Here is a 1181-nt window from a genome sequence, read left to right as displayed (position 1 = left end):
GTCCTTTCCATGCGGCACCTGATAAAATCAGGCAACTGCGACGCCCGTCAAGGGCCGGGCGTCGCAGTTGCCTGATTTTATCAGGTGCCGCATGGAAAGGACACTACTGGCCGGAACGAAGATGCCTCCGGCTGCAGCCAAGTTGATCGCCTCGACACACACATCGATCCCGACCGAAGTCGGAATGTAACCGCGTGCGCCGCATTCGAGAGCCGTCAGCACCTGTGCAAGATCTTCGGTGTCGGCCAGGATGACCACCGGAACGGCCTTGAACTCGGACGAAATATGCCTGATTTCTTCTGCAATGCCGTGATCGGTGACCTTCCGGCCGCCGAGGTTGAAGAGTATGGTTGAAAGGGGAGAAGCCGAACCCTTCCTTATGCGCCATTCCTCGATCGAACCCATGGCGACGACCACCATGCCCAATTCATGATCCTCAAGCGCCGAAGCGAGACACTCGCGGTCCAAGGCCCTCCCGTCCAGCATGAGAAGGTATTGCTTACCTGCTTCTTGGTGGAGATTTTCTGTGCCGCTGGACGGAACTCTTGATCGATTTGACGAACCGTAACTGTGCAGTCCTGCTGTAGAAACCATACCGATACTCACCCTTCCCCAACGAAGGTACCTGTGGCGCCCGATAAGTGCCCTTTCTTAGAATTGGAAGTTTTGGTACCCGACCCCTTTTCCACGCTCAAGGCTGATTGCGAACCTCAAGCAACGTGGCTGCTGACATCTAAAGCAGCCTCGGGAGTGTAGGAGCTATTTATTAGCATTCTCTAACATAAGTTAATTTTTTCGGTAAATTTTTACGTTGAGAAGACGGGACTCCAAACTGGTTTGACCCGCGCGAGCGGCCCGAACTAAGGCGCATGCCCGTGCCGCACCAGGCTATAGATATCCTCGGTTACCGCGCACTGTGTTGGTTGCACGCGCTCTTGCGATTAATTCGGCGGGTCTCATACGATAGGCGGTGGTTGGGTTTGCTCGCACCTCCTGACAACGCTGCATCATACCTCCAAAAGCTTCGTTGACGATGTATACACCACGCTGAACAGTGGATTGCCGGCGTCTGCTCGAGCTTACGCTGCCTGTCTGCGAACAAATGCGGAGACAGGATAGGGGAGCCACCGCCGCCCACCGCCCCATGCCTCCCCTATCGCTCCGCATGGCGACCCCCTTCC

General features: G+C 55.8%; 1 protein-coding gene. It reads right to left on the bottom strand.

What is annotated here, in order from left to right; genetic code table 11:
* Positions 1-27: 27 nt before the first annotated feature.
* Positions 28-420, bottom strand: coding sequence for a response regulator transcription factor (locus EOA22_RS34395; RefSeq protein ID WP_206521497.1), 393 nt, complete (start codon positions 418-420; stop codon positions 28-30).
* Positions 421-1181 lie beyond the last annotated feature (761 nt).

This window comes from Mesorhizobium sp. M7A.F.Ca.US.014.04.1.1 (assembly GCF_003998745.1).
Classification (GTDB): Bacteria; Pseudomonadota; Alphaproteobacteria; order Rhizobiales; family Rhizobiaceae; genus Mesorhizobium; species Mesorhizobium ciceri.
This window is presented reverse-complemented; position numbering and strand designations above follow the sequence as displayed.

What these genes read in the sequence shown, in the direction of transcription:
- EOA22_RS34395 (WP_206521497.1), bottom strand. Translation starts at nt 420, where the DNA reads ATGGTGGTCGTCGCCATGGGTTCGATCGAGGAATGGCGCATAAGGAAG.